Here is a 19,890-nt window from a genome sequence, read left to right as displayed (position 1 = left end):
ATACCTTTCTCCTTGCCGGTGGCAGGGGGAGCGGTGCGCTCCGGTCGTTTCTGCCTGCCCCCGGAGTGCCGCCGTACGTCCCTCGGCCTGTTTTCGGCCGTTACGCCCATTTCTGATGGACTGCCGGAAGGAAGCGTCTTGAACGCTCGGAACCGCCGTACCACGGTAGCCGCCGTATCCGCCGCAGGGCTCATAGCGCCGCTGCTGCTGATCGGCTCGGGCACCGCCTCCGCTCACAGTGACCCTGCGAAGGAGGCTGTCCAGCTCGCGAAGAAGCTCGTCAAGAAGAGCAACGCCGAGGATGCCTACGAGCATCTGAAGAAGTTCCAGCGGATCGCCGACAAGAACGGGAACACCCGGGTGGCCGGGTCGGAGGGGCACCGGCAGTCGGCCGAGTACGTCGAGGCACTGTTGCGGAAGGCCGGGTACTCGGTGACCCGGAACGAGTTCGACTACCCGTTCACGAAGACGCTGGCGCAGAGCCTTCGGGTGGTGTCACCGCAGCAGCAGGACATCCCGTTGATCGCCATGACGTACTCCGCCAGCAGCCCGGTCGGCGGCATCACCGCCCCGGTCGCGGTGGTGCCGGTCGACGACACCACCGGCTGCGAGCCGGGGGACTACACCTCCGGGACGTTCACCGGGAAGATCGCGCTGATCAAGCGCGGCGGCTGCACCTTCGCGGAGAAGCAGGAGGCCGCCGCCGGTGCGGGCGCGGTCGGCGCGATCATCTACAACAACACCGAGGGCACGCTCAACGGCACCCTGGGCGACCCGTCCGCCGCGAGGATCCCGGCGGGCGGCGTCACGCAGGCGGACGGTGAGGCTCTCGCGGCGAAGGCCGCCGCCGGCGCGGTGACCGTCAACCTGGAGATCCGCACCTTCGCGGAGAACCGGCACACCTACAACGTGATCGCCGAGACCAAGAGCGGCAGCGCCGACAACGTGGTGATGTTCGGCGCCCACCTGGACTCGGTGGAGGCCGGGCCAGGCATCAACGACAACGGCTCCGGCTCCGCCGGCATCCTCGACGTGGCCCTGAACCTCGCCCACGAGAAGGTCAAGAACAAGGTACGTTTCGCCTGGTGGTCGGCCGAGGAGTTCGGCCTGCTGGGCTCGGAGGCGTACGTCGACGGCCTCTCGGCGGCGGACCGTGCGAAGGTCAAGCTGTACCTGAACTTCGACATGATCGCCTCGCCGAACTACGCCCAGTTCGTCTACGACGGCGACGACTCCGACCAGGTCGGTGCCGGCCCCGGCCCGGAGGGCTCGGCGCAGCTCGAGCGGCAGATCACCGACTACCTGGACAGCAGGCGCATCCCGCACGAGGGCACCGACTTCACCGGCCGCTCCGACTACGGGCCGTTCATCGAGGTGGGCATCCCCTCGGGCGGCACGTTCACCGGCGCGGAGGGCATCAAGACGGCCGAGCAGGCAAAGGTGTACGGCGGTAAGGCCGGAGTCGCGTACGACGCCTGCTACCACGCGGCCTGCGACAACCTGAAGAACATCAACATGAAGGCGTTCGACGTCAACATCGACGTCATCGCCAACGCGGTGGGCCAGTACGCCTGGGACACCAGCATCCTGAGCAAGCCGGTGACGCCGCAGAACACCAAGGGTTCGGCGGGCAGCGGGGGCGGCCTGCACGATGGCCACGACCACGAGGTCACCGAGTAACTCCCGCTCCGCACAAGGGGAGGGCCGTACTGTCCGGCCCTCCCCTTCACTTCTGCGGCGACACACACGGCAGGGCGAGGACCGCCTCCTGGGCCGGCTGATCACTGGCGTATGCTCCGCATGCTCGTAGGCGTGGCACCACCCAGGGGGGAACGTGAGCGGTACGCCTGGCAACGGGGGAGGTGTGCGGCGCCTTCTGTCCTGCCTCGGAGTCGTCGTGGTCGTCCTCGCGGTACTGGCCGGAGGTGTCGTCTGGCTGCTCCGTGACGAACTGTTCCACCCTTTCGGCGACGCTCGGGCATGTGTGGGAAGCGACGCGAAGTTGCCCGGCGTGATCAGCGCCGGGGGTGCGCCGATCCCTGCCGGCGCCTCCGACATCCACTACCTCACCCGGAACGGCAGAGCCGAAGTCGCCTTCGTGAGCGGCCGGATACCGGACTACCTCGACCGCGCGGGCATCCTCCCGGACGACAAACCGCTGTTCGACCGAAAGTACGGCGAGAAAGTCGACGACGGCATCGCACGCCCCGACGACCTGTGCGGCACACCCCTCCGGGAGCCACTCTGGCTCTACCACTCCACAACCGACGACGGTGCCGACGTCAGCGTCCTGGTCGAGCGCTCACCCACGGTCAACGACGCCCTCCGCTTCCCGGCCCGCGCCGTGATCACCTACAACTTCCCCTGACCGGCGGAGTACGCGAGGCCGATGCGGTCCAGGCGGCGCAGTTGCTGGCGTGCGGTGGGCACGTCCAGGCCCTGGCCGCGGTCGGTGAGGTGGCCGGCGACGGCGGTGCGGTGCTCGACGGGCTTGTGGTCGTCGTACTTGAACTTGGCCCGCACCTCGGTGACCTCAAGGCGCAGCCCGCGGATGCCGGGCAGCATCCGCCCGTACGGCGACTGGCCGACGTCGATGAGGGCGTGGTCGCCGTCGGGCTGGAAGTGGGCCATCTGGCGGCGCAGCAGGTCGGCCTTGGCCTCGGGGTCGTCGACGATGTGGGCGCGGCAGGTGAACTGGACGGCCGCGTAGTAGCTGGTGGGGACGCCGTCGGTGGGCGGGATGCCGGGCTTGGCGCGCCAGGGGCCGGGGACGAAGGCGTAGTCGCCGATGACGGTGAAGGTGACGTTCGGGTCGTGCTCGATGGCCTTCCAGGCCGGGTTGGGCCGGGCGAGGTGGACCAGCAGTTGGCCGTTGTCGGTGGTGAAGTGGGTGGGGACGACGACGGGCGCCTGGCCGGGCAGGCCGTTGACGCTGAGCTGGCCGAAGTCGTGGCCGTCGGCGATCCAGGTCTGCCATTCGGTGTCGTCCAGGGGGGCGTCCCAGGGCTGGATGAACATGTGGTTCTCCTTGGGGGGGAGGGCAGTTGGTCAGGTGAGGGCCAGGAGGCCGACCGCGACGGCGGCGGTGCCCAGGCCGACGAGCTGGCCGCGGTGGATGCGTTCGGCGAGCACGCCGCGGGCGAGCAGGACCGTGCCGGCCGGATACAGGGCGGTGATCACCGCGACGACGGTGAGGTCGCCGCTGCGGGCGGCGAGCAGGAACAGCAGGTTCGCGAGCGAGTCCAGTACGCCGGCGGTCGCGGAGATCGCGTAGGCGGGCCTCTCCGGGCCCAGTCGGCTGTGCATCACCGCGGCCGCGGCCAGAGTGACGGCCGAGGAGACCGCTCTGCCGATGATCAGTGGGGCCACGCCGCTGTCGGAGGGCGCCTGGTGCAGGAAGACGAGCTGAAGGGCGATGGCGGCGCCCGCCCCGAAGGCCAGCAGCAGAGCCGTCCGCGACGGACGTGACGAGCCTGCCCCGTGCCCGGCGCTCACCATGACCACGGCCACCAGCGCCAGCGGCAGACCCACGAGGCCCGCCACTCCAAGGCGCTCGCCCTGGAGCAGCCCGACCGCGACCGGCAGTGCGGCGGACACCAGCGCCGTCAGCGGCGAGAGCACGTTCATCGGGCCGATCGCGAGGGTCTTGTACAGCAGGGCGAACGCGGCGGCCGACGCGACCCCGGAGGCCGCGCCCCACCCGACGCTCGCCCAGGTGAACGAGGCGCCCAGGACGGGCCACAGCAGCAGTTCTACGGCGAGACTGGCGGGGGCCGCGACCAGCACGGTGCGCAGCACATGCGCCTTGCGGGCGCCGAGGCCACCGAGGAAATCGGCGCATCCGTAGGCGAGAGAGCTGCCCAGGGCCAGCAGCAGAGCGAACACGGCACTTCCCTAACTTTCACATTGGAACGACCTGACCGTACAATGAAACGACCGCCTCCTGTCAACCAAATGACCGGACGGTTCATTGAAGTGCTCCACTCGTCAGGATGGTGATCAGGTGCCCGAGGCCGAAGCAGCCCTGCGCACGCTCGCGCACAACGTCAGAGCCGCACGCACCCGTGCGGGCCTTTCGCTGGACGAGCTGGGCCGCCGGGCGAAGGTCAGCAAGGGTGCCCTGGTCGGGCTGGAGAAGGCCCAGGGCAACCCGAACTTCGCCACCCTGGTCCGCCTCGCCGACACCCTCGGCATCTCGGTGTCCGCGCTGATGGAGGGACCGGCCGAAGGCCGCGTCCGCGTGGTGTCCGCCGACGCCGTCATGCCCCTGTGGGCCGGGGAGCGGGGCGGCGAGGCCCGGCTCATGCTGACCACCTCGGGACCGGCTCCGGTCGAGGTCTGGCGCTGGAAACTGGAGCCCGGCGAGGAGTACCCCAGCCACCCCCACCAAGCGGGCGTCGTGGAAACGGTCAGCGTCACGTCCGGCCGGATGACACTGGTCGTCGACGGCACCGAGCACACCGTCGAAGCCGGACAGACCGCCACCTTCGACGGCGACACCACCCACACCTACCGCGGCTCGGGCACCGGCACCTGCCACCTGATCATGACCGTTCACATCCCGCCAGGACCCGGCTCCCCGAGCTGAAGGGTGGCGGTCCCGGCCGGGGGAACCCGACGGTACGACCGTTCGTCGCACGAGGAATGCCGCTTACCGCACACGGTCGACCGGATGGTGTTCAACAAGGCACGGGATTCGTACCGTCCGGGATCATGAGTGCTCCTGTTGCTCCCCCGGGATGGAGCCGCTGGCTGATTCCGCCCGCCGCTCTGTCGGTCCACCTGTCCATCGGCCAGGCCTACGCCTGGAGCGTGTTCAAACCGTCCCTGGAGTCAGCGCTCCATCTGGACGGCACGCAAAGCGCGCTGCCGTTCCAACTGGCGATCGTGATGCTCGGTCTGTCCGCCGCGTTCGGCGGCACGCTCGTGGAACGCAAAGGACCGCGCTGGGCGATGACCGTCGCCCTGGTCTGCTTCTCCTCCGGCTTCCTGCTCGCCGCCCTGGGGGCACAGACCGAGCAGTACTGGCTGATCGTCCTCGGCTACGGGTTCGTCGGCGGCATCGGGCTGGGCATCGGCTACATCTCGCCCGTCTCCACCCTGATCAAGTGGTTCCCGGACCGGCCCGGCATGGCCACCGGCATCGCCATCATGGGCTTCGGCGGCGGCGCGCTGATCGCCTCGCCCTGGTCGGCGCAGATGCTGGACTCCTTCGGCGCCGACCATTCGGGGATCGCCCTCGCCTTCCTCGTGCACGGACTGTCGTACGCCGTCTTCATGTCCCTGGGCGTCCTGTTGGTGCGGGTGCCGCGGGCCAAGAAGCCCGTCGTGAGCGGGCCGACTGCCTTCGCAGGCGCTCAGGTCTCCGCCCGCAGTGCCGTGCGCACCCCGCAGTTCTGGTGCCTGTGGCTCGTGCTCTGCATGAACGTGACCGCCGGCATCGGCATCCTGGAGAAGGCCGCCCCGATGATCACGGACTTCTTCGCGGACACCTCCACCCCGGTGTCGGCCTTCGCGGCCGCCGGCTTCGTCGCTCTGCTGTCGGCGGCCAACATGGCGGGCCGCATCGGCTGGTCCTCGACCTCGGACCTGATCGGACGCAAGAACATCTACCGCGTCTACCTGGGCGTCGGCGCGGTCATGTATCTGCTCATCGCTGCGTTCGGTGACTCGTCCAAGCCGCTGTTCGTCCTGTGCGCGCTCGTGATCCTCTCCTTCTACGGTGGCGGATTCGCGACGATCCCCGCCTATCTGAAGGACCTGTTCGGGACCTACGAGGTCGGCGCGATCCACGGCCGGCTGCTCACGGCCTGGTCGACCGCCGGTGTCCTCGGCCCGCTGATCGTGAACTGGATAGCCGACCGCCAGGAGGAGGCCGGCAAGCACGGAGCGTCCCTCTACGGCCTCTCCTTCGTGATCATGATCGGGCTGCTCGTCGTCGGGTTCATCGCCAACGAGTTCGTACGGCCGGTCCACTCCCGCCACCACATTCCCGCACCGAAGGAGGCCGCCGATGGCCGACACGAGCAGCACGCCTGACCGGCGCGCGCTGATCCTCTTCTCCTGGCTGTGGGTGGGCGCCCCCCTGTGCTACGGCCTCTACGAACTCGTCCTGAAAGCCAGGCAACTCTTCACCGGGTGAGGCGGCAGGCACGCTGGTACTGGAGGGGGCGGGAGGCCGAGGGGCGCTTGTTCCGGCGTGCTCGGTCCCTCAACGGCGGCCCGGACGCGAGCCGTTGCGGCAGCCACATGGAGTATGTGAATGAAGTGTGCATATTCCGTGGTGCACTTGTGGCATGATCTGACCTCGCTGCGTTGTGGCGGCGGAGCCCCGGCGGCTCACAGCCGACGTGACGAACGGGCAACCGCCGCACCGAGCAGCACGCCACATGACACGGCCGACGCCACGGCCTGCGCTGCCAACGCGTTCTGGGGGACCTATGACCAATCCGTACACCATTCCGCCGTACCCGGCTGCCCGGACCGCCCCCAAGTGGGCGCGCAAACGCTACGTACTGCCCGCGATGGGCCTCGCCTTCTTCATCGGGATGGGCGCGGGCGCCGGCGGGCAGGACAGTGACACGGCGAAGCCGGTCGCCGCGAAGGTGCTTCCGACGGCCACCGTCACCGCGACAGCCACCGCCACGGAGACCGCGGCCCCGTCGCCGGCACCGACGGTGACTGCGACGGCGACTGCCACGGCGACGGAGACCGTCAAGGTGAAGGTGACCGTCACCGCAAGAGCCGCGGCAGGTTCGGGAAGCAGCGGCGGTTCGTCCGGCGGCTCGTCGGGGAGCGGCGGCTCGAGTTCCTCGGGCGGGTCCAGCAGCGCCGGAAACGGCGCCACCGCTCTGTGCAACGACGGCACCTACTCCTACGCCGCCCACCATCAGGGCGCCTGCTCGCACCATGGAGGCGTGGCCGTCTTCTACCGGTAGACCGAGCAGGCCGCCCCGGCGGCCGTGTGAACGGCCCGGCCGGCGTATCGACCGGCCGGGCAGCCGTGCAGCGTGGCGACCGAGCGCCCTACAACCGGCGCAGTAGCCGCAATGACTCCTTCCGCAGGACGACCACGGTCCTGCCGGTGGGCAATCCTGTGGCGTGTGACAGCTGATCTCCACAGAGGCGACGCTCTTCCGGCCACCTCACCGGCGCCCCCCGCCGGTCAGGCGCCCCGGCCGCGCCGTTCACGGCTGCGGCGGTGGTCGCGGCGCGTCGCGCTGGGCTCTGCCGTCGTGCTGATGGCCGTCACAGCGGCCTCGTTCGCCTACAACGGCTTCACCGCCGGGCGCGCCGCGCCTCCAACGGGACTCAGGTACGTGCAGGCCGCCGACGTCCGGACGCGCTACCAGACCTGGGGCGCGGCGGGCTCACCGGTCGTCCTGGTGCACGGAGCCTTCGAATCCGTGGACACCTGGTCGCGCCTGGCCCCGTTGCTCGCCCGCAACCACCGGGTGTACGCGCTCGACCTGAGCGGCGACGGGTACAGCGAACGCCGCGGCCCGTACACCGTCGACCATTTCACCCGGCAGTTGCTGGGATTCCTTGACGCCATGCGCCTCGGCGGCCCCGGCGAACGGCCGCTGCTGGTAGGGCACTCCAGCGGAGCCGCCGTGGTCGCCGAGGCCGCGCTGCGCGCCCCTGGCCGGACGGGGGGCGTGATGCTGCTCGACGGCGACGCCCTCGACACGGGCGCCGGTCCGCCGCGGGCCTTCAGGTACGTGCTGATCGACCCCTACCGGACCAGCCTGCTGCGCCTCGGGCTCGGCATCGACGCCGTGATCCGCGGCCTGTACGACGCGCAGTGCGGGCCTGCCTGCCCGCCGCTGGACGCCGTCGGTCTGGATCAATGGCGACGCCCGCTCCAGGTGCCGGGTGCGGAGGGCGCTCTGTGGAGCATGCTGGCCGAAGGTGTGCCGGGTCTGCCCGCCGGCCGGGTGGCGCGGCTGGCCGGGCTCGACCTGCCCAAGTCGGTGGTGTTCGGGGCACAGGACGACGTGTTCACCCGGCAGACGCCGTACCAGACCGCCCGACGCATCGGCGCACCCCCTCCGACGCTCATCCCGGACGCCCGGCACCTGACGATGGTCTCCAGCCCGGAGGTGGTCGCGGCGGCCGTGGACAAGCTCATGGACGCACATGCGATCTCGATGCCCGGCGACGGCAACGAGGCGCCGGGTGTCAGCGGTTGAGGGAGTGCGGGGGAGGGGCATCCCTTCCCCCTGGGCATCCCTTCCCCTGCCGCCTCGTGCTGCTGAAGAGCTCGTGAGGAAGGCCGGGTGCCGTCAGGCGGCCCGGCCCGCCCGTCAGCCGGGGTTGGCCGAACTCCCGGGTCGGACCGCTGTCATGCGGCGAAGCGTTCGGCGAGGCTCTTCGCCCTGGTGGCCGCGTCCTGCAGCGCGCGCTCGCGGGACGACTCGAACAGCGGGACCAGTTCGGCCATGGCCGGGTTGTGCGGGGCCATCGTGAGCTCCGGCACGATGAACTCCAGGTCGAGCCCGAGCATGTCGGAGAGGACTGCCGTCAGGTAGTTCTGTACGTACTCGTACGACTCCTTCGGCGTACCCGGAGCGTAGGAACCGCCGCGGCTGGCCACGATGGTGACCGGCGTGCCCTGGGCGGAGGGGCTCTCGCCCGCGGTGCGGCCGAAGAGGATGACGTTGTCCAGCCAGGCCTTGAGGGTCGAGGGGATCGCGTAGTTGTACATCGGCGCGCCGATCAGTACCGCGTCCGCGTGCTCCAACTCCTCGATCAGCCGCAGACGCTCGGCGAAGGCGGCGGCCTGCTCGGGGGTGTGAGCGGCGGGGTCGACGAACCCGGCGCTGTGGGCGTCGGCCGTGATGTGCGGCACAGAGCCGGTGGAGAGGTCGCGGTAGATCACCGTGCCCTCCGGGTGCTGCTCCTGCCAGGCCTCGCGGAAGGCGCTCGTCACCGCACGGGAGGCGGAGGCGGGCGCGGGGAACACGGACGAATCGATGTGCAGCAGTGTGGCCACGAGGGACTCCAATCAGCGGCAGTGGCGGGCAGCCGGGTCGACAGCCGCTCAACCTGCCAAGTACGCGACTATAAATAGCATAGGGACTTACTTTTTTTCACTTGCTTGCGACGGCCCAGTATCCTGGGGGTATGACGGTCGAGCGGAGCCATGACGCGGGTGCGTGCAAGCGGGTGGGTGCAGGCATCACCCGTGTCTTCCAGTTGCTCGGGAAGCGCTGGACCGGCCCGATCGTGGCCGTCCTGGTCGAGCAGCCCGCGCATTTCGCCGACCTGCGGCGGGCCGTCCCCGGTATCAGCGAGCGCATGCTCTCCGACCGGCTGTCCGAGCTCGGCGCCGCGGGACTCGTGGTGCGTGAGGTCGAAGAGGGGCCGCCGCTGCGCGTCTCGTACCGGCTGACGGAATCCGGGGCCGCGCTGGAGCCCGCCCTGCTGGAGCTCGGGAAGTGGGCCGAGGAGCATCTGCCCGAAGGGCGGCCGAGTGCGACAGGCTGCGACAGCTGACCGTTCGGTTATTGTCGAAGGATGCCGCGACCAGCCAATCCGCACGTCCGTGAACGCCTCCTTGCCGCGGGGCTCGAGCTCATCCACACGAACGGCTTCAACGGGTGCGGCATCAAGGAGATCACCGACAGCGCCGGTGTTCCGAAGGGGTCGTTCTACAGCTACTTCGCCAGCAAGGAAGACTTCGCGGTCGCGGTGCTCGAGCACTACTGGGCGTCCATCGACCGGGACTTCGGCTTCCATCTGCGAGACGCGTCCCGGCCTCCGGTCGACCGTGTCACCGCGTTCTTCCTGGCCATGACGGACCACAACGCCCAGCGCGACTTCGCGCTGGGCTGCCTCGTCGGCAACATGTCTCTCGAACTGGCCGACCACAGTGCGGAGGTCAGGGAGAAGCTGGACCACATCATGGACCGGTGGACCGGCTTGATCGCCGCGTGCCTCCGCGAGGCCCAGGCCGATGGCGACCTCCCCGGTGACGCGTCCCCGGAGGAACTCGCCTTCGTTATCGTCGAGGCGTGGGAGGGGGCCGTCATGCAAGGGCGCATCGGGCAGCGACGCGACGCGTACGACAGGTTCGCGACTGTGGCCTTGCCGCGTCTCCTCGGGGTGCCGGCTCCTTCGGTGAAGTAACGGACGGCTGGTGGGCCGGAGATGGCGGTGCTCTGACTTTATAAAAAGACGACTGGTCACTTATTATCGAGTCGTCAGCTACCCCCCTCGTGAGGAGCACTCCCTCTCATGTCCGACAGCAGCATCTACGCCGAGCCTGCCGACCCCGCACTTCCCGGAAGCGGGTTCACACTTGACCCCACGCGTGCGGCGCTGGTCATCACCGACCCGCAGGTCGACTTCCTGAGCCCGAAGGGCGCTACCTGGTCCGTCTTCGGCGACAGCATCACCGAGAACGGCACCGTCGGCCACATCGGCCGGCTTCTCACCTCCGCGAAGGAGGCGGGCATCACGGTCGCCGTGTCGCCGCACTACTTCTATCCCACCGACGAGCAGTGGCAGTTCAACGATCCGATCGAGCAGTTCATGCACGGCGTCGGCATGTTCAGCCGTACCGGTCCGCTCACCCTCGACGGCTTCACCGACTCCGGCGCGGACTTCCTGCCGGAGTACAAGGAGTACATCCTGGACGGAAAGACCGTCATCGCTTCCCCGCACAAGATCGTGGGGCCGGAGTCGAACGACCTCGTCCTCCAACTGCGCAAGCGCGGCATCTCGCAGGTGATCCTCGCCGGGATGGCGGCCAACCTGTGCACCGAAGGGCACCTCCGGGAGCTGCTCGAGCAGGGATTCGAGGTCGTCGTCGTCCGCGACGCCACCGCCGGACCCCGGCTGCCCGAGGGTGACGGATATCTGGCCGCGCTCATCAACTTCCGCTACCTGGCCAGCGCCGTGTGGTCGACCGAGCAGACCATCGGTCAACTCCGCTCGGCCTGAGTTTGTTCTGCCGGACAGGGCAAGTACGGGCGGAGGTTCCTGAACCCCCGGCGGACCCGTGCGGGGGTGAGCCGGCCGAGCCCGGCCGGCTCACCCCCAGGGGTGGCGGATGTCCGCGACCAGCGGCCGGGCGAGACGGAGCTGAGTGTGGGCCGCGACGATCAGCCAGGTCCACTGGCCCGCCGCCTCGGGAGAGCGAAGTCTCGGGCGGGTCCTTCGTACTTGTCCCGCTCAGACACGACTTGGTCTCGGCCTGGCGAACCGCAGGGCAGCGCACAGCGTGACGTACGAGCATGTAGCCATGCGCTTCGAGCCGAGTTCGCGTGTACCGCCCTTGCCGGAGACCGGTTGCCGGCCTGGCAAGCCTGCAGATTCGCGAGGCGACGGGTTCGAGGGTGGCTGCATAAGTCTGATCGTGCTGCTCATCGAGATCCCGGTCGCCATCCTGCTGGGGCTGACGTTGGCCATTCGTGGATGGGGCCGTGCAGACGAACAAACCGGGACACCTACGATGGACTGGGTACCGGTCCTCTGGTTCGGCGGGTTCACCCTGGGCGTGCTCGTGATCGCCGTGGTCTTCCTGTATTTGGCGCATCCGTTCGCAGGAGCGGTTCAACTGCTCATAGCGGCCATCGCACTGATCTTCACGATGAGTGCTTGGCACGAGCAGTATGAGCGCGCCCATCCATCTCCGCTACCAGCGTGCCCGACAAGGGCCGGGACGCCGTGTGTTTCACCGAACCTCGTGACCGACCGGTAAGGCCCCGCAGCGGGGCCCGAAGCACAAGGCTCCACCGGCATGCCTAGCTGACTTCGTTGCCGCTCACGTCGGATGGTCCGAGCCGTTGCATCCCGAGGTGCTCCTGGAGCAGCTCCTGCTCGTACTCCTGAAGAGCCGAGAGCGTCGACCGCCAGGAATCCCTTGCCTCGTGTTCGTCGGTGAAGAGGCAGCAGCTCTGCCCTTCCTCGCCTTCGTCGCTGATGGCCCACCATCCGTTCGTGACGTCCCAGAGCGAGCGTACGGAGCCGTCTCTCAGGCTGAAGGTGTGGTGTGTCAGGCTTGCCCACACCCCCCAGCCCTCGGGACCGCAGCTTCGCCGGTGATCACGGCGCCACGTCTCGACCTCACGCGCCTGGTGTTCCTGTGCCTGGGCGAGCTGCGTGCTGATCTCATCCGGCACCGGAGTCTGCGAAGACTCCACCAACTCCCGTACCTGCCTTGCCGCGGCGGTCGGGCGACACGCATGAGCGGCGACAGCCGTCTCCACCGAGCGGCAGCCCGCCGACCGCAGCTCACGGGCCCGGTCGGCCGAGATTCCCGCCGCGGCGAGCGCCGCCGCCTCCGAAGCCCGCCAGCTCTGACGAGGATCGGCGTTCTGGAGCAACACATGCGCGTTGTTCGGCGTCCGCAGATCCCAGCCGTCCCGGAGCCACTCCTCGGCGGAGCGCACGGTCAGGTGAGCGGCGTCGTCGGCGTCCTCGACATGCAGGACAGGGAGCAGTCGCCGCAGGGCCGCCGGAGTCCAGGGGGTGGACAGAAGGGACCGCGCGGCGTCCTGACCGGCGCCGACGCTCGCGTAGGCGGTGAGGGAGTGCCCGTACTCCTCAACCATGCGGTCGGCCAGGTCGGCGCGCTCGCGGGTGAGGGAGAGGGCGTACTCGGTGCCCCGGCCGTCGTATCCGAAACGACGAACGATCAGGGTTGACCGCTGTTCGTCCATGAAGACCTCAGCGGCGCTGGAGAGTCCCGGGTACTCGGTCGCCAGATGCTCGAATCCCTGGGAGTTCTCCCATCCCGGTTCGGGGGGAAAGGCGTCATCGGGTGCGGGGGGAATGTCACTGTGATACCGGGTGCCGAGGAGGGCGAACGCCTGCCGGCGCAGCGCGTCCGCAGGGTCGCTGTCGCCGGAGCGGACGACGCTGAAGGAGTCCGCGGGCAGCGAATCGAGCGACGTACGGGGGATGTCCTCGATGAGGAGGAGGGTGGCCGGCGTCCACGTGATGCGGCGGCCCTCGGAGGTTTCTCCGACGGAGAGTTCGCCGGTGTGCAGAGCGCAGCCGTGCAGTTGGGGTGCCCGCCAGTCGGGTTGAGCGCTCGCCAGGAGTTCCCCCGTGGGCAGGCTGAACGTCAAGGGGGACGGCCGGTGAAGGCGGTCAGGGCTGAGAAGGATGTCCAGGTGTTCCACAGGCCGGCGGCCGTCACGGCCCAGCCGTGCGACGGTCTCTTCGAATCCCGGATCGGCGTGATCGGTGAACCCCGCTTCCGTCTCCACCGAGCTCGCCGAGTACGGGCTCGGGGCGTGGACGCTGTACGGAGACAGACTCCAGGTGGGCTGCCAGTGGAACCCCGCGCGTAAGGGGCGGTGGTTCTTCCACGTGTGCATCGTCAATTCCTTCTTGGACCGCGCGGCGGACAGCGCGTTGGTGCTTGAAGCTGTGAACAGGGCCGCTGTTTCCTTCGCGCTTCCGCTGTCTGGACGGCCCGAGACGGTCTGGAGTCTGGGGCGGATCACCTGACAGGGCCCTTCTGACGACACCCTGCGGGTCTGCTCACACCACCTCAGTCTACTTGCCGGACTTGCTGATTGAGCAGCCGCAGCAGCGGGGGCCGGGTTGTGACCGGGCAGGTCAGGGCATGAGCAGGGTTTTGATGGCGCGGCGTTCGTCCATGGCCTTGTAACCTTCGGCCACTTCGGACAGGGGCAGCTTCAGGTCGAAGACCTTTTTCCACGGCTGCTTTCCTTGATCAAACGGGGGCCGACAGGGGCTGTCGGGCGGTCCCCTCGTCGGCGGTCATCTTCAGCTGCGTGATGCGCGCCGACCGGGCGGGTTCCCACGACCCGCGGCTTGGACCGCATCCGCTGTCACCATTGAGGAAACCGCAGCTCACAGGCCTGGGGAAGGTACTGCCGTGACAGGTACTGACAGAACCCCCCAGCTCTGCTGCACCCCGCTTGGCCTGGGTGGCATGGACACCGCCCACGAGATCCGTGAGTTCCTCGCCACCCGACGCGCGAAGATCACCCCGCAGCAGGCCGGCCTGCCCGCTTTCGGCGGCGGAAGCCGCAGGGTGCCCGGACTGCGCCGCGAGGAGGTCGCCCTGCTGGCCGGTGTCAGCATCGACTACTACGTCCGCCTGGAGCGCGGACGGCTCGCCGGTGCCTCCGAGGAAGTCCTCGACGCCGTGTGCCGGGCCCTGCGACTGGACGAGGCCGAACGGGCCCACCTGCACGATCTGGCCGCCGCCCAGCGCCGGCGCCCACCGCGCCGGGCCGCCCGCAGGTCCAAGGAGCCCGTCCCGGCCAGTCTCAGGCGCGTCCTCGACTCCATGACCGGCTCACCGGCCTTCATCCGCAACGGCCGCCTGGACATCCTCGCCGTCAACCCGCTCGGGCGCGCCCTCTACGCCCCCCTGTTCACCACCGCGGCCTCCCGCCCGGTGAACATCGCCCGCTTCCGGTTTCTCGACTCCACCAGCCGCAGCTTCTTCCCCGACTGGGCCGCCTCGGTCAACACCACCGTGTCCCTGCTGCGCACCGAAGCCGGCCGAGCCCCGGGGGATGCGGAGCTGACCGGTCTGATCGGCGAACTGGTGACACGCAGCGACGAGTTCCGCGCCGCCTGGGCCAAGCACAACGTGCGCCTGCACCACACCGGCCGCAAGTCCTTCCGCCACCCGGCCGTCGGCGAGATCACCCTCGACTTCTACGCCATGGAAATGCCGGCGCACCCCGGCCTGACCCTGACCGCCTACAGCGCCGAACCCGGCACACCCGAGCACGACGCCCTGTGCCTGCTCGCCTCCTGGGCCGCCACCACCCAGGAACAGCCCGACCAGGAGGGTCCTGTCCGCCCTTGATCTCGTCCGGACACGGATTCCGCTCCTGAAATCCGGGTGCTCAGGCTGTTTCCGTCCCAGGGCTCCCGAGTGCTCCCAGGATGCGCTCAGCGGCCAGAGTGGGCGTCAACTCGCCGTCTTTGACCAGCTGTTCGAGGGAAGGCGCGAGAGCCCGTACCGCCGGGTCGGCGTGCAGACGGCTGAGGAGTTCGTCGCGGACCATGTTCCAGGTCCAGTCGACCTGCTGTTCACGGCGCTTGGCGGCGAGACGTCCGGTCGAGTCCAACAGGGTGCGGTGCTTCTCCAGGCGCTCCCAGACCACGTCCAGGCCGCTCGACTCCCGGGCGCTGCAGCTCAGCACGGGCGGGGTCCAGACCGCGTCCTTGCCGTGCATCAGCCGCAGCGCGCCCGCCAACTCCCGTGCGGCGGCGAGGGCGTCGCGTTCGTGCGGGCCGTCCGCCTTGTTGACGGCGATCACGTCGGCCAGTTCCAGGACGCCCTTCTTGATGCCCTGCAACTGGTCGCCGGTGCGGGCCAGGGTGAGCAGCAGGAAGGAGTCGACCATGTTCGCGACCGCGGTCTCCGACTGGCCGACGCCGACCGTCTCCACCAGGATGACGTCGTAGCCGGCCGCCTCCATCACCACGATCGACTCCCGGGTCGCCTTCGCGACCCCGCCCAGCGTGCCCGCGCTGGGGGAGGGGCGGACGAAGGCCGCCGGGTCCACGGCCAGCCGCTCCATGCGTGTCTTGTCGCCGAGGATGGAGCCGCCCGTACGGGTGGAGGACGGGTCCACGGCGAGCACGGCCACCCGGTGCCCGAGCGAGGTCAGCATGGTGCCGAACGCGTCGATGAACGTCGACTTGCCCACGCCGGGCACCCCGCTGACGCCGATCCGCCGGGCCCGGCCGCTGTGCGGGAGCAGCTCGGTCAGCAGTTCCTGGGCCAGCACTCGGTGCTGGGGGCGGGTGGACTCGACGAGTGTGATGGCCCGCGCGACGATGGCGCGTTTCCCGTCGAGAACGCCCTTCACATAGGTGTCGAGGTTGATGGCCATGGTCGTCAGAGGTCGTGTCCGAGGTCGGCCGACAACCGTTTCACCAGGTCGTACGCGGCGTCCGGGATCACCGTCCCGGGCGGGAAGACGGCCGTCGCGCCCATCTCCAGCAGCGTGGGCACGTCCTGCGGCGGAATCACCCCGCCGACCACGATCACGATGTCCTCGCGCCCTTCCTCGGCGAGCTGCTCGCGCAGCGCCGGTACGAGTGTGAGATGACCGGCGGCCAGCGAGGAGACGCCGACGATGTGCACGTCCGCCTCGACGGCCTGGCGGGCCACCTCGGCCGGGGTCTGGAACAGCGGACCGACGTCCACGTCGAAGCCGAGGTCGGCGAAGGCGGTGGCGATCACCTTCTGGCCGCGGTCGTGGCCGTCCTGGCCCATCTTGGCGACCAGGATGCGCGGACGGCGGCCCTCGGCCTCCTCGAAGGAGGACACCAGGGTGCGCGTGCGGTCCACGGACGGGGACTCGCCGGCTTCGTTGCGGTACACACCGGAGATCGTACGGATCTGCCCCGAGTGCCGGCCGTACACCTTCTCCAGGGCGTCGGAGATCTCTCCGACGGTCGCCTTGGCACGGGCCGCGTGCACGGCCAGCTCCAGCAGGTTGCCGTCGCCCGCGGCGGCCCGCGTGAGCGCGTCCAGCGCCCCCTGGCACACGGCCTCGTCGCGCTCCTCGCGCAGCCGCCGCAGCTTGGCGATCTGCTGGGCGCGTACGGAGGAGTTGTCGACCTTGAGGACCTCGATCTGCTCGTCGCTGTCGACGCGGTACTTGTTGACACCGATGACCGGCTGGCGCCCGGAGTCGATCCGGGCCTGGGTGCGGGCCGCGGCCTCCTCGACACGCAGCTTCGGGATGCCCGCGTCGATGGCCTGCGCCATGCCGCCCGCCTGCTCGACCTCCTGGATGTGCTGCCAGGACCGGCGGGCGAGATCGTAGGTCAGCTTCTCCACGTAGGCGCTGCCGCCCCACGGGTCGATGACCCGGGTGGTGCCGGACTCCTGCTGGATCAGCAACTGGGTGTTGCGGGCGATGCGGGCCGAGAAGTCGGTGGGCAGCGCGAGGGCCTCGTCGAGGGCGTTGGTGTGCAGCGACTGGGTGTGGCCCTGGGTCGCCGCCATCGCCTCCACACAGGTGCGCATGACGTTGTTGAACACGTCCTGCGCGGTCAGCGACCAGCCCGAGGTCTGCGAATGGGTGCGCAGCGAAAGGGACTTGGCGTTCTGCGGGTCGAACTGCCTGACCAGCTTGGCCCACAGCAGCCGCGCCGCCCGCAGCTTGGCGATCTCCATGAAGAAGTTCATGCCGATCGCCCAGAAGAACGACAGCCGCGGCGCGAACGCGTCCACGTCCAGGCCCGCGTCCCGGCCCGCCCGGATGTACTCCACACCGTCGGCGAGGGTGTACGCCAGCTCCAGGTCGGCCGTGGCGCCCGCTTCTTGTATGTGGTAGCCGGAGATGGAGATGGAGTTGTAGCGGGGCATCCGCTGCGAGGTGTACGCGAAGATGTCGGAGATGATCCGCATCGACGGCTTCGGCGGATAGATGTAGGTGTTGCGGACCATGAACTCCTTGAGGATGTCGTTCTGAATGGTCCCGGCCAGCTTCTCGGGCGGCACGCCCTGTTCCTCCGCCGCCACGATGTACAGGGCGAGGATCGGCAGCACGGCGCCGTTCATGGTCATCGACACCGTCATCCTGTCCAGCGGGATGCCGTCGAAGAGCTGACGCATGTCGTAGATGGAGTCGATGGCCACGCCCGCCATGCCGACGTCACCGGTCACCCGCGGGTGGTCGCTGTCGTAGCCGCGGTGCGTGGGCAGGTCGAAGGCGACCGACAGGCCCTTCTGGCCGGCTGCCAGGTTGCGCCGGTAGAAGGCGTTGGACTCCTCGGCGGTGGAGAAGCCCGCGTACTGGCGGATCGTCCACGGCTGGTTGACGTACATCGTCGGGTACGGGCCGCGCAGGTACGGCGCGACGCCCGGATAGGTGCCCAGGAAGTCCAGGCCCTCCAGGTCGCGGCCGGTGTAGAGCGGCTTGACCGGGATGCCCTCGGGGGTCCTCCAGAGCAGGTCGTCCCCGCCGGCCGCCTTCTTGAACGCCGTGTGCCACTCGCCGTCACCGCCGTCGCGGGCCGGGGTCCCCAGCTCGATCCTGGAGAAGTCCGGGATTCCCATCACGACACTCCCATACGGTCGAGGGTGGAGGACAGCACGGCCACGGCATCGCAGCCGGCGAAGATGTACGCGTCGACACCGGGGTACTGCCCGGGGCGCCCGGCGAGGAACACGTGCGACGCGCCCGACGACTTCAGCTCCGCGGCCACCAGCGGCGCCTGCTCCTCGTACAGGGCGTCGCTGGAGCACAGGCAGACCTCAGTGGCTCCACTGGCCGCGAAGGTGCCGTCGGTGACCGGTTCGATGCCGCCGGCCTGGAAGAGGTTCGAGGCGAAGGTGAGCCGTGCGGTGTGGGCGGCGGCCGGGCCGATCGCGGCGAGGAAGATCCGGGGCCGGGAGCCGGTCGCGGCGAGGTGGGCGTCGGAACGGGCCCTCAGCGCCTCGTACGCCTCGTCGCGGCGTACACGCGGCAGGCCACCTGCCGGGGGCTCGGGTGCGTTCTCGCGGACGACCGGCTTCTCCGCGAGGTGCGGGAACTCGCTGACGCCGGTGATGGGTTCGCGGCGCCTGGCCAGCTTGTCGGCGCGCGCCTGCCAGGTGGCGGCCAGCTCCTGCCCGAGGTGCCCCGAACGCAGGGCGGCCGCCTGCCCGCCGGCCCGTTCGATGGACCGGAAGTGCTCCCAGCCCGCGTGCGCGAGTTCGTCGGTGAGCCGCTCCACGTACCAGGAACCGCCCGCCGGGTCGATCACCCGGGACAGATGCGACTCCTCGACGAGGATCGTCGAAGTGTTGCGGGCGATGCGCCGCGCGAACGCGTCCGGCATGCCGAGCGCGTGGTCGAAGGGCAGGACGGTGACCGAGTCGGCCCCGCCGACCCCGGCGGCCAGCGTGGCGATCGTCGTGCGGAGCATGTTCACCCACGGGTCGCGGCGCGTCAGCATCACCGACGAGGTCACCACGTGCTGGAGCTGCGCGCCCGCGCGCGGGGCTCCGCAGACCTCGGCCACCTTCGCCCACAGGCGGCGCGCGGCCCGCAGCTTGGCGATCGTGAGGAACTGGTCGGCGGTCGCCGCGTACCGGAACTCGAGCTGCGCACAAGCCTGTTCGACGCTCAGCCCGGCATCCGTCAGCTCCCGCAGGTACGCCACCGCGGTGGCCAGCGAGCAGCCCAGCTCCTGGGCGGCCGAGCCACCGGCATCGTGGTACGGCAGCGCGTCCACGGTCAGCGCCCGCAGTCCGGGGTACTGCTCCGCACACAGCCGCGCCAGATCGGCCGCCGCCGCGAAGTCGGACCGCTGCCCGGTGCGGGCCTCGTGGCCGAGCGGATCCGCGCCCAGGTTGCCGCGCGCCGCGTCCTTGGCGACGCCACGCTCCTCGTAGAGCCGCAGCAACGCCCGTGCGGCGGGCTCGACGTCCGGTCCCGCGTCCAGGACGACGGGTGCCAGGTCGAGATAGACGCCGTCGAGGACCTCGCCGAGCGCCGGCACGGGGATGCCGCCCTCCCCGAGGGTCAGCCAGAGGGAGGTGACGCCGTTCTCCAGGTCCGCGAGCACCGCGCCGCTGTCGGCCGCCGTGTGCCGCTGCCGGATGTCCCAGCCGCCGACCGTGTTCCCCTCGGCCCGCCCGCCGCGGACGAAAGGCGCGAACCCTGGGAAGCCGGGCTCGGGCGCGGCGTCGCGCGCGGAGTAGAGGGGCCGGGTGCGCAACCCGTCCTCCAGCTTCGTGGACAGGGCGTGCTCGGCTTCTGAGCCCTCGACGTCCTTGCCCGACTTGCGCAGGACACCCGCCACAAGGCGCTGCCACTGCTCGTGGGGAACATCAGGGAATTCGCCGGCCAGTTCAAGGCCGTCGTCGGACAGGACCGTCATGCTCGGATGCTAGGTCACCGGGACTAGGGAGATGCACAGAACATGGCTGTGATCTTGCCC

At 69.6% G+C, this 19,890-nt stretch carries 19 protein-coding genes and 1 pseudogene; 12 read left to right on the top strand and 8 right to left on the bottom strand.

What is annotated here, in order from left to right; all coding sequences use genetic code 11:
* The first annotated feature begins 138 nt into the window (after positions 1-138).
* The gene (locus CG719_RS12965) at positions 139-1,680 is read left to right on the top strand and encodes a M28 family metallopeptidase (protein WP_100568737.1); all 1,542 of its coding nucleotides are present in this window, start codon (positions 139-141) and stop codon (positions 1,678-1,680) included.
* Between the two features lie 154 nt (positions 1,681-1,834).
* Entirely contained in the window at positions 1,835-2,368 is a 534-nt protein-coding gene (locus CG719_RS12960) for a hypothetical protein (protein ID WP_100568736.1), read from the top strand.
* On the opposite strand, the gene CG719_RS12955 is transcribed toward CG719_RS12960, so the two are convergent.
* Both CG719_RS12955 and CG719_RS12950 read right to left on the bottom strand, forming a co-directional pair.
* Positions 2,353-3,018 (bottom strand): FMN-binding negative transcriptional regulator, encoded by a 666-nt coding sequence (locus CG719_RS12955; RefSeq protein ID WP_100568735.1) that lies wholly within the window; start codon positions 3,016-3,018, stop codon positions 2,353-2,355. The genes CG719_RS12960 and CG719_RS12955 overlap by 16 nt on opposite strands.
* A 30-nt stretch (positions 3,019-3,048) precedes the next feature.
* Positions 3,049-3,885: an EamA family transporter gene (locus CG719_RS12950; RefSeq protein ID WP_100568734.1), complete on the bottom strand. Its 837-nt coding sequence runs from the start codon at positions 3,883-3,885 to the stop codon at positions 3,049-3,051.
* A 118-nt stretch (positions 3,886-4,003) separates the two neighbouring features.
* On the opposite strand from CG719_RS12950, the gene CG719_RS12945 reads away from it, so the two are divergent.
* The 5 genes from CG719_RS12945 (at position 4,004) to CG719_RS12930 (ending at position 8,192) form a co-directional block, all read left to right on the top strand.
* Positions 4,004-4,588 carry a helix-turn-helix domain-containing protein gene (locus CG719_RS12945; protein ID WP_100568733.1) on the top strand — a complete coding sequence of 195 codons (585 nt, stop codon included), beginning with the start codon at positions 4,004-4,006 and terminating at the stop codon, positions 4,586-4,588.
* A 125-nt stretch (positions 4,589-4,713) separates the two neighbouring features.
* Complete coding sequence (locus CG719_RS12940) at positions 4,714-6,039, top strand: OFA family MFS transporter (RefSeq protein ID WP_100568732.1); 1,326 nt, start codon at positions 4,714-4,716, stop codon at positions 6,037-6,039.
* The gene (locus CG719_RS37115) at positions 6,014-6,142 is read left to right on the top strand and encodes an MFS transporter small subunit (protein WP_267895356.1); all 129 of its coding nucleotides are present in this window, start codon (positions 6,014-6,016) and stop codon (positions 6,140-6,142) included. Before CG719_RS12940 ends, CG719_RS37115 begins: the two co-directional genes overlap by 26 nt.
* 298 nt (positions 6,143-6,440) lie before the next feature.
* Positions 6,441-6,938 carry a DUF3761 domain-containing protein gene (locus tag CG719_RS12935; RefSeq protein ID WP_100568731.1) on the top strand — a complete coding sequence of 166 codons (498 nt, stop codon included), beginning with the start codon at positions 6,441-6,443 and terminating at the stop codon, positions 6,936-6,938.
* 303 nt (positions 6,939-7,241) lie between these two features.
* Positions 7,242-8,192, top strand: coding sequence for an alpha/beta fold hydrolase (locus tag CG719_RS12930; RefSeq protein ID WP_199836622.1), 951 nt, complete (start codon positions 7,242-7,244; stop codon positions 8,190-8,192).
* A gap of 152 nt (positions 8,193-8,344) precedes the next feature.
* Here CG719_RS12930 and CG719_RS12925 read toward each other — a convergent pair whose 3' ends face one another.
* Positions 8,345-8,995 (bottom strand): FMN-dependent NADH-azoreductase, encoded by a 651-nt coding sequence (locus tag CG719_RS12925; protein ID WP_100568729.1) that lies wholly within the window; start codon positions 8,993-8,995, stop codon positions 8,345-8,347.
* Between the two features lie 131 nt (positions 8,996-9,126).
* Between CG719_RS12925 and CG719_RS12920 the strand changes: the two genes are divergently transcribed.
* From CG719_RS12920 to CG719_RS12910, 3 genes are all read left to right on the top strand, one after another.
* On the top strand, positions 9,127-9,498 hold the full coding sequence (locus tag CG719_RS12920) for a winged helix-turn-helix transcriptional regulator (protein WP_100568728.1): 372 nt from the start codon (positions 9,127-9,129) through the stop codon (positions 9,496-9,498).
* 21 nt (positions 9,499-9,519) lie between these two features.
* Positions 9,520-10,131: a TetR/AcrR family transcriptional regulator gene (locus tag CG719_RS12915; RefSeq protein ID WP_100568727.1), complete on the top strand. Its 612-nt coding sequence runs from the start codon at positions 9,520-9,522 to the stop codon at positions 10,129-10,131.
* Between the two features lie 108 nt (positions 10,132-10,239).
* A complete protein-coding gene (locus CG719_RS12910; protein WP_100568726.1) occupies positions 10,240-10,947 on the top strand; it encodes a cysteine hydrolase in 708 nt (235 codons plus the stop codon).
* Here CG719_RS12910 and CG719_RS36360 read toward each other — a convergent pair.
* Positions 10,944-11,160, bottom strand: a pseudogene (locus CG719_RS36360) (NF041680 family putative transposase); the annotation flags it as partial. The gene CG719_RS12910 and the pseudogene CG719_RS36360 overlap by 4 nt on opposite strands.
* Positions 11,161-11,362: 202 nt before the next feature.
* On the opposite strand from CG719_RS36360, the gene CG719_RS12905 reads away from it, so the two are divergent.
* Positions 11,363-11,707: a DUF6234 family protein gene (locus CG719_RS12905; protein WP_100568725.1), complete on the top strand. Its 345-nt coding sequence runs from the start codon at positions 11,363-11,365 to the stop codon at positions 11,705-11,707.
* A 43-nt stretch (positions 11,708-11,750) separates the two neighbouring features.
* Here CG719_RS12905 and CG719_RS12900 read toward each other — a convergent pair whose 3' ends face one another.
* Positions 11,751-13,331 carry a hypothetical protein gene (locus CG719_RS12900; RefSeq protein ID WP_100568724.1) on the bottom strand — a complete coding sequence of 527 codons (1,581 nt, stop codon included), beginning with the start codon at positions 13,329-13,331 and terminating at the stop codon, positions 11,751-11,753.
* A 584-nt stretch (positions 13,332-13,915) separates the two neighbouring features.
* On the opposite strand from CG719_RS12900, the gene CG719_RS12890 reads away from it, so the two are divergent.
* Positions 13,916-14,806, top strand: a complete 891-nt coding sequence (locus CG719_RS12890) for a helix-turn-helix transcriptional regulator (RefSeq protein WP_100568723.1) — start codon at positions 13,916-13,918, stop codon at positions 14,804-14,806.
* Between the two features lie 40 nt (positions 14,807-14,846).
* Here CG719_RS12890 and meaB read toward each other — a convergent pair whose 3' ends face one another.
* The 3 genes from meaB to CG719_RS12875 are packed head-to-tail and all read right to left on the bottom strand — an operon-like array spanning position 14,847 to position 19,830.
* Entirely contained in the window at positions 14,847-15,842 is a 996-nt protein-coding gene (gene meaB, locus CG719_RS12885; protein ID WP_100568722.1) for a methylmalonyl Co-A mutase-associated GTPase MeaB, read from the bottom strand.
* A gap of 5 nt (positions 15,843-15,847) precedes the next feature.
* Positions 15,848-18,022: a methylmalonyl-CoA mutase gene (gene scpA, locus CG719_RS12880; protein WP_100568721.1), complete on the bottom strand. Its 2,175-nt coding sequence runs from the start codon at positions 18,020-18,022 to the stop codon at positions 15,848-15,850.
* Complete coding sequence (locus CG719_RS12875) at positions 18,022-19,830, bottom strand: methylmalonyl-CoA mutase subunit beta (protein WP_100568720.1); 1,809 nt, start codon at positions 19,828-19,830, stop codon at positions 18,022-18,024. Before CG719_RS12875 ends, scpA begins: the two co-directional genes overlap by 1 nt.
* Between the last annotated feature and the right edge of the window lie 60 nt (positions 19,831-19,890).

This window comes from Streptomyces sp. CB01373 (assembly GCF_002803075.1).
GTDB lineage: Bacteria > Actinomycetota > Actinomycetes > Streptomycetales > Streptomycetaceae > Streptomyces.
Note: the sequence above shows the minus strand (reverse complement) of the source record. Positions and strands in the feature narration are given on the sequence as shown.

Bases quoted from the DNA above. Each gene is read 5' to 3' on its own strand.
- CG719_RS12955 (WP_100568735.1), bottom strand. From the start codon at position 3,018: ATGTTCATCCAGCCCTGGGACGCCCCCCTGGACGACACCGAATGGCAG.
- CG719_RS12940 (WP_100568732.1), top strand. From the start codon at position 4,714: ATGAGTGCTCCTGTTGCTCCCCCGGGATGGAGCCGCTGGCTGATTCCG.
- CG719_RS37115 (WP_267895356.1), top strand. From the start codon at position 6,014: ATGGCCGACACGAGCAGCACGCCTGACCGGCGCGCGCTGATCCTCTTC.
- CG719_RS12935 (WP_100568731.1), top strand. From the start codon at position 6,441: ATGACCAATCCGTACACCATTCCGCCGTACCCGGCTGCCCGGACCGCC.
- CG719_RS12930 (WP_199836622.1), top strand. From the start codon at position 7,242: ATGGCCGTCACAGCGGCCTCGTTCGCCTACAACGGCTTCACCGCCGGG.
- CG719_RS12920 (WP_100568728.1), top strand. From the start codon at position 9,127: ATGACGGTCGAGCGGAGCCATGACGCGGGTGCGTGCAAGCGGGTGGGT.
- CG719_RS12915 (WP_100568727.1), top strand. From the start codon at position 9,520: ATGCCGCGACCAGCCAATCCGCACGTCCGTGAACGCCTCCTTGCCGCG.
- CG719_RS12910 (WP_100568726.1), top strand. From the start codon at position 10,240: ATGTCCGACAGCAGCATCTACGCCGAGCCTGCCGACCCCGCACTTCCC.
- CG719_RS12900 (WP_100568724.1), bottom strand. From the start codon at position 13,331: ATGCACACGTGGAAGAACCACCGCCCCTTACGCGCGGGGTTCCACTGG.
- CG719_RS12890 (WP_100568723.1), top strand. From the start codon at position 13,916: ATGGACACCGCCCACGAGATCCGTGAGTTCCTCGCCACCCGACGCGCG.
- meaB (WP_100568722.1), bottom strand. From the start codon at position 15,842: ATGGCCATCAACCTCGACACCTATGTGAAGGGCGTTCTCGACGGGAAA.
- scpA (WP_100568721.1), bottom strand. From the start codon at position 18,022: ATGGGAATCCCGGACTTCTCCAGGATCGAGCTGGGGACCCCGGCCCGC.
- CG719_RS12875 (WP_100568720.1), bottom strand. From the start codon at position 19,830: ATGACGGTCCTGTCCGACGACGGCCTTGAACTGGCCGGCGAATTCCCT.